The 5,569-nt window shown below is 42.4% G+C and carries 6 protein-coding genes; 3 read left to right on the top strand and 3 right to left on the bottom strand.

The genetic code is table 11. The features are described from left to right. On the top strand, positions 1-702 hold a 702-nt coding region (locus tag ABHN01_RS24710), incomplete at its 5' end, for a DUF3231 family protein (protein WP_429877747.1). A gap of 1,070 nt (positions 703-1,772) precedes the next feature. Here ABHN01_RS24710 and ABHN01_RS24705 read toward each other — a convergent pair. Continuing rightward, entirely contained in the window at positions 1,773-2,207 is a 435-nt protein-coding gene (locus ABHN01_RS24705; protein WP_429877746.1) for an AAA family ATPase, read from the bottom strand. Between the two features lie 400 nt (positions 2,208-2,607). Then, the gene (locus ABHN01_RS24700) at positions 2,608-2,940 is read right to left on the bottom strand and encodes a hypothetical protein (protein WP_429877745.1); all 333 of its coding nucleotides are present in this window, start codon (positions 2,938-2,940) and stop codon (positions 2,608-2,610) included. A gap of 119 nt (positions 2,941-3,059) precedes the next feature. Between ABHN01_RS24700 and ABHN01_RS24695 the strand changes: the two genes are divergently transcribed. Beyond that, positions 3,060-3,329, top strand: a complete 270-nt coding sequence (locus ABHN01_RS24695) for a hypothetical protein (protein ID WP_429877744.1) — start codon at positions 3,060-3,062, stop codon at positions 3,327-3,329. 306 nt (positions 3,330-3,635) lie between these two features. Continuing rightward, positions 3,636-3,761 carry a hypothetical protein gene (locus ABHN01_RS24690; RefSeq protein WP_429877743.1) on the top strand — a complete coding sequence of 42 codons (126 nt, stop codon included), beginning with the start codon at positions 3,636-3,638 and terminating at the stop codon, positions 3,759-3,761. 227 nt (positions 3,762-3,988) lie between these two features. On the opposite strand, the gene ABHN01_RS24685 is transcribed toward ABHN01_RS24690, so the two are convergent. Continuing rightward, on the bottom strand, positions 3,989-5,569 hold a 1,581-nt coding region (locus tag ABHN01_RS24685; protein ID WP_429877742.1), incomplete at its 5' end, for a glycoside hydrolase family 3 protein.

The following is a 5,569-nucleotide window of genomic DNA, read 5'->3' as shown; positions in this document are numbered from 1 at the left end:
ATCCTTGGTATGACAGCTGGTTCATTCGCCTTAGCAACAGCCGCACACAAGGATGTTTTAACCATACAAATAGGTGTGATTAATCAGGCCTTAGAACTGCACTTGATTGTAAAAGAACTTGCTCTTGAAAAAGGTATATTCATTCGTTCCCCCTATATCCCTTTCCCTGATACAGTAGAGTTTGCTTCTAAACAAAGCTATTTAGGAACTCTGTTTGGGAAACAACGACCATTGAATGTCATTGAAATGACTCATATATTTAATAACATTCAAACTAATTTTATCGGTAAAAGTCTTATGTTAGGATTTGCCCAAGTTACTCAAGACCCCGAACTCAAGGCTTATTATTTAAGAGGAAAAAACATCGCCCAAAAGCATATTACATTGTTTAGTACTATTTTAGAAAATGAAGACATTCCTGGTCCAAGATTTTGGGATACCATTGTAACGGCCGAAACCGCTGCACCTTTCTCCGACAAGCTGATGCTTTTTCATGCCTCCGCCATGTCAGCGGCCGGAATTGCAAACTATGGTGCCAGCATGGCAGCAAGTCCCCGACGTGATATTGGATTGAAATACTCGCGCATTTTAGTGGAGGTTTCCCTTTATGCAGAAGACGGCGCGAACCTCATGATCGACAATGGCTGGTTAGAGGAACCACCTCAATCCCCCGACCGCGAACATTTAATAAAGAAAAAGTAAGTTCGACTGTAAAGCCCTCCATACTAACCATGGGTGACTAAATCAGAAGTCCCTTTGCAACAATGAAGTCATGAAAGAAGGGGTAGGGTAATGTGAATGATAAATGGGAGCGGCTCCTTTGGAGCGTTGCTTTGCCTGGAGTCGGCCAACTGTTAAACAAGGATTACATAAAAGGTTTTTTATTTCTGCTTTTGGAAATGATCATTAACCTTCAGGCAAACTTTAACCAAATCATCCTCCTGAGTTTTCATGGAAGAATTGAGGAAGCAATGTCCGCAACTCATTATAATTGGTTAATGTTTTATCCCTGTTTTTACTTTTTTTCCTTATGGGATGCCTATAAGAATGCAACTGCCTCATCTTCCAAATTTGCATTTTTTCCTTTTGTATTCGCTGCTTTTTCTGTAACCATCGGATTAATTTATTCCCCGGTTTTATATGTTTTCGGTAAACTGTGGGGACCAGTATGGCTTCCTATACTTTTTCTTTTTCCTGGCTTGATGATTGGATTTATATTTCGAGGACTCGCCCGTCGGTATTTGTAAAGTGAAAAAAAGGAGTTCGAGGCTAAGGCTTTACTCCCCTTTTCAGATATTAGTTATCCTCTTCACTCCCCTCTATTCAGAAATTCCTTTCACTAAATCCGCCAGACTGTACCACATTTCATTTTTACGTTTACATTTATTGCTACGCGGGCGTATCCTTTGTTCCAAGGTAAAATTAAAATGCGGATTTCATAGTTTACTCTGTAGCCTAAACCTAAGGATCAACGTGGTTATACTCATTCCTTGCTGGTTGCTGGTTATAAGAGTCCCGCATTGCCCTTCATTGTAAAGTACCTTCCATATTGACCGTCTCGTCATAAAATCCAGGAAAGCCAACAAAATACTATCGCCTAATCGAGCTCATTATCATAGAGCAGCTTATAGATCACTGTCTGCCAAAAATGCGATTATGCTGTTTTGAGTGGCCGCTATTATTTGGCAGTACTCTACGTTTAATTCATATAGAGTGCAGAAAAAAATGCGTTCTTCCAATGCCAAAAAATGGGTTACCCATGATGATCAACCTTATATTTTGGTTATTACGAATTGCTTGTTCTCATTTTTCACGTGAAATAATTCGTCAAATCCTTCTTCGAAAGTGGGTATCTGTAATTTTTTTAGCGCGCTTCTAATTACCTCAGGCGGGACTTTTTGTTTTCCTTCGCGTCTATTATTCCTTTCTAAACAACTGTCAATGTCGGAATCCATAATATAACCGATGACCTTATAGTTAAATTGTTTTGATAAAGCAACGTACTTTTTTCTCACTTCTTTCGTAAGATTCGTATTGTCCACTACGAATTTTTGCTTGGATTGGTAAGACGCGGCGAGATATAGATCTTCTCGATTCCGCGTCTTCAACATATCTAAATTAATTCTTACATGGGTATGGAAGAATTGCTCTTTGTAAAATGTCGATTTCCCTGAGCCTTGTATACCAATGAAAAGCACACATTCCATTGTGTTCTCCCCCACCCTCTGATTTTCTACAGAAACAATCTGTGAAGAAAAGCAGAATTTTTTTCATTTATTACCTAGGGGCTGCACACTGTCGCTATCGGCAACCGCCTATATTGAAGTTGGACTTTATTATGGCAGATCAACATTAATACGGGTGATTTAAATAAATACATCTTATCGTGGAAGTGTGCCCCTATATTGGAATTTCAAATAGTTTGGCTTTGGTATGAAATGTACAGACATCTACTATTGCAGGTTCACTCTCACTCGTTTACGCGTTTATCAGCCCGTTTTTTCAGATAATGATACTTGTCCCTTTCTACAAACATCCGTACTGAATATAGTAAATTGAAAGGGGCAGTATGATGTTAGACAAAAGAAAAGAGTCATCGAGTAGCCGTTACATCGGTTCTAACTGGGTTTTTCCAGTAAGGACCTCAAATGATAAGATGAGAAACGATAGCAAAAAGGCATCAAGCAGCAAACCCAGCAATTTAAGCAGCGGTTCCACCGATCTAAGCAGCATTGCCAGCAATTTAAGCGGTATTGCTACCAATTTAAGCAGCATTGCCAGCAACTTAAGCGCCATTGCCAGCAATTTAAGCGGCGATCCCAGCAATCCTGCCAGCGCCACCAGTCCACCTACAAGTCCTGAAAGTCCTACCAGTCCACCTACAGGTCCTGAAAGCCCCACCAGTCCTACCAGTCCACCTACGAGTCCTGTCAGTCCCACCAGTCTACCTTCCAGTCCTATAAGTCCCACCAGTCTACCTTCCAGTCCTATAAGTCCCACCAGTCCTACCAGTCCGAGTGATACCCTTGGTTCCAGTTTGCCCAGATACCATTGGAGATATGAATCATCAAGCAGGTCCAGTACCTCCCTTAGTTCACCTAATAACAGGAAAGGAGAGTCATCAAGCAGCAGTTCAAGCAGTTCAAGTAATTCAAGCAGTTCAAGCAGTTCACGTAGTTCAAGCAGTTCAAGCAGTTCAAGCAGTTCAAGCAGTTCAAGCAGTTCAAGCAGTTCAAGCAGTTCAAGCAGTTCAAGCAGTTCAAGCAGTTCCAGTTCTTTTATGGGTAGAATGGGTACAATGGACTTCGTTCATGAATTGCAACAAATGAAAATGAGGAATAGCGGGAATGTATTAAATGTTACTCAAAACTGTGACTGCGGTCAGCAAATGAATGAATGGCCTGTCATGAATGATTTGGACCAACCTTATTTGTTGACGAAAGACGACAATCAGGAACAATACGTTTTGGAAACGATGAACACCAACGAAGACAGCAATTGGAGGTGTTGCGGCCCTGATCGAGAAGTATTGGGAACTATGACTGATGGTTACGATCACAACTGTAGAATTTGTGGCACTCATGTAGACGATTGGGCAACCATGGACACTAGAGACGACGAAAATTGGAGATCGTGTGGACCTGGTGGAGAGGTTTTGGGAACGAGGGACATCGATCACGACGATTGGAGATCAAGTGGCCCTTATGGAGACGTATACAGTATGTGATATCAATAAGGAATATTATTTCTATAAGCTTTAACAATAAGTATTTATTTTCGCTGGTCAACATAACGGCAGTTAACCGAAGCAAGCAAAACCCTGAATTCAGCAGAATAGCCAGAATTCAGGGTTTTTGCGTAGGGGAAATATATAAATGAAGCTTTCTATATTATCTATCTATGTGAAAATTGACAAGCCGTGACTTTTTTAATTTTAGTCCTAAATCCAAAGTAAAACCACAATGATGATGTCGTTACAGCTTCGCCTTTAATAGGTCAGACCGGTTCCGTATGGATACAATCCTTCGATCGACACGGGCAGCTTTCCACCTGGCTGGGTTCCGAAGATCACGTCTACTGCGGCTTTCCATGAGGTCGGCACAGGAGAGCCCCACCGTTCAACCGCATAAGTCGCCACATACGCGCCTACCTCCGGATATTGTTTAATATCGTAAGGAAGGCCAAGGGCAACCGCTACCACAGGTTTTCCAGTTTTCTGCAGTGCCTTCACCAGCTTCGCCTGTCCGGCTGGAAGTTCACTAGGAGAGAAAGTCGGCACAATGATTTGATCCGCTTGCTTTGCGAGTTGTACCGCCTGCTGGATTTCAGTATCCTTCGAATCTGTTGAAGTAGTATAACTCATAACATTTCCGGCAGATTTTTCATCAACGATACTGGCAATATTGTTTATAAAATTAGTAGATCCATAGATTATCGGCCCTGTTACTAGTGTATTTTTCTTTTCTGCCGGGTTGAAAGGAAGTATCTTCTCATTTTTCACGACCGTAATGGACTTTCTTGCAGCCTCTGCTGCCGTTTCTTTATGTGAAGGTTTGTTGACTACATTTACTGCTTCTTCTGGATCATCATAACGGTCACTAAAAAGCTTATACTTTATCTTCAGCGCCAGGACTCTTTTCACCGATTCGTTCACCCTGTTCTCTGATAGCTGGCCGGATTTAAGTGCATGAAAAAGGGCATCATAGGTTTCCAGCTGTTCATCCAAATTTCCTGTGGCCATTACAATATCCGCACCTGCGTTAACAGCCATCACAGCGGCTTGTCCAGCACCCCATTCTTTTGCGATGGCATGCATGCTCATGGCATCTGTAACGATCAAACCTTTAAAGCCCATCTCTTTTCTGAGAAGTACGGTGAGCACTTTCTTGGAAAGGGTGGCGGGAAGCTCTTTATCAATGGCGTTAATAATGACATGAGCCGTCATAATGGAATCGACTCCTGCATCAATGGCAGCATTAAATGGAGGAAGATGAACGGTCTCGAGTGTATGACGGTCATATGTAACTGCAGCTAATCCTAAGTGTGAGTCCACGCTCGTATCCCCATGACCCGGGAAGTGCTTTGCTGTCGCAACTACCCCCTTCTTCTGATAGCCTTTAATTTGGGCAGCCGTCATTTCAGAGACCAGGTTTGTTTTCTCCCCAAATGACCGTACGCCGATTACAGGATTGGCAGGATTCGTATTTACGTCAGCGACCGGTGAATAGTTCCAATTAAATCCTGTAGCTTTTGCTTCTAACGCTGTGATCTTGGCCACGTCCTCGGCGGTCTTCGTTTCTCTTGTTGCTCCGATTCCCATTTGCCGAGGGAAAGGCGTTGCGTCTGTCACATGTTGTTTCGTTCCAAACTCTAGATCCGCTGATACTAAAAGAGGAAGCTTGAGACGTGTTTTGGAAGCCCACTTTTGTAGCTGATTATTATATTTTGCTGTCGTTCGGGCATCACGGGCACCATAAACGATGACGGAGCCTGCCTTGTAGTGTTGAATAAGTTGCCTGGTTGTGTCATCCGGCATTTTACTGGTATTATCGTGTGTTGATGGCATCAC

The sequence above is a fragment of the Fictibacillus sp. NRS-1165 genome (genome assembly GCF_050468105.1).
Taxonomy (GTDB): domain Bacteria; phylum Bacillota; class Bacilli; order Bacillales; family Fictibacillaceae; genus Fictibacillus_C; species Fictibacillus_C terrinigri.
The sequence above is the reverse complement of the archived record's forward strand: the minus strand, read 5'-3'. Positions and strand labels throughout refer to the sequence as shown.

What these genes read in the sequence shown, in the direction of transcription:
- ABHN01_RS24705 (WP_429877746.1), bottom strand. Translation starts at nt 2,207, where the DNA reads ATGGAATGTGTGCTTTTCATTGGTATACAAGGCTCAGGGAAATCGACA.
- ABHN01_RS24695 (WP_429877744.1), top strand. Translation starts at nt 3,060, where the DNA reads ATGAATCATCAAGCAGGTCCAGTACCTCCCTTAGTTCACCTAATAACA.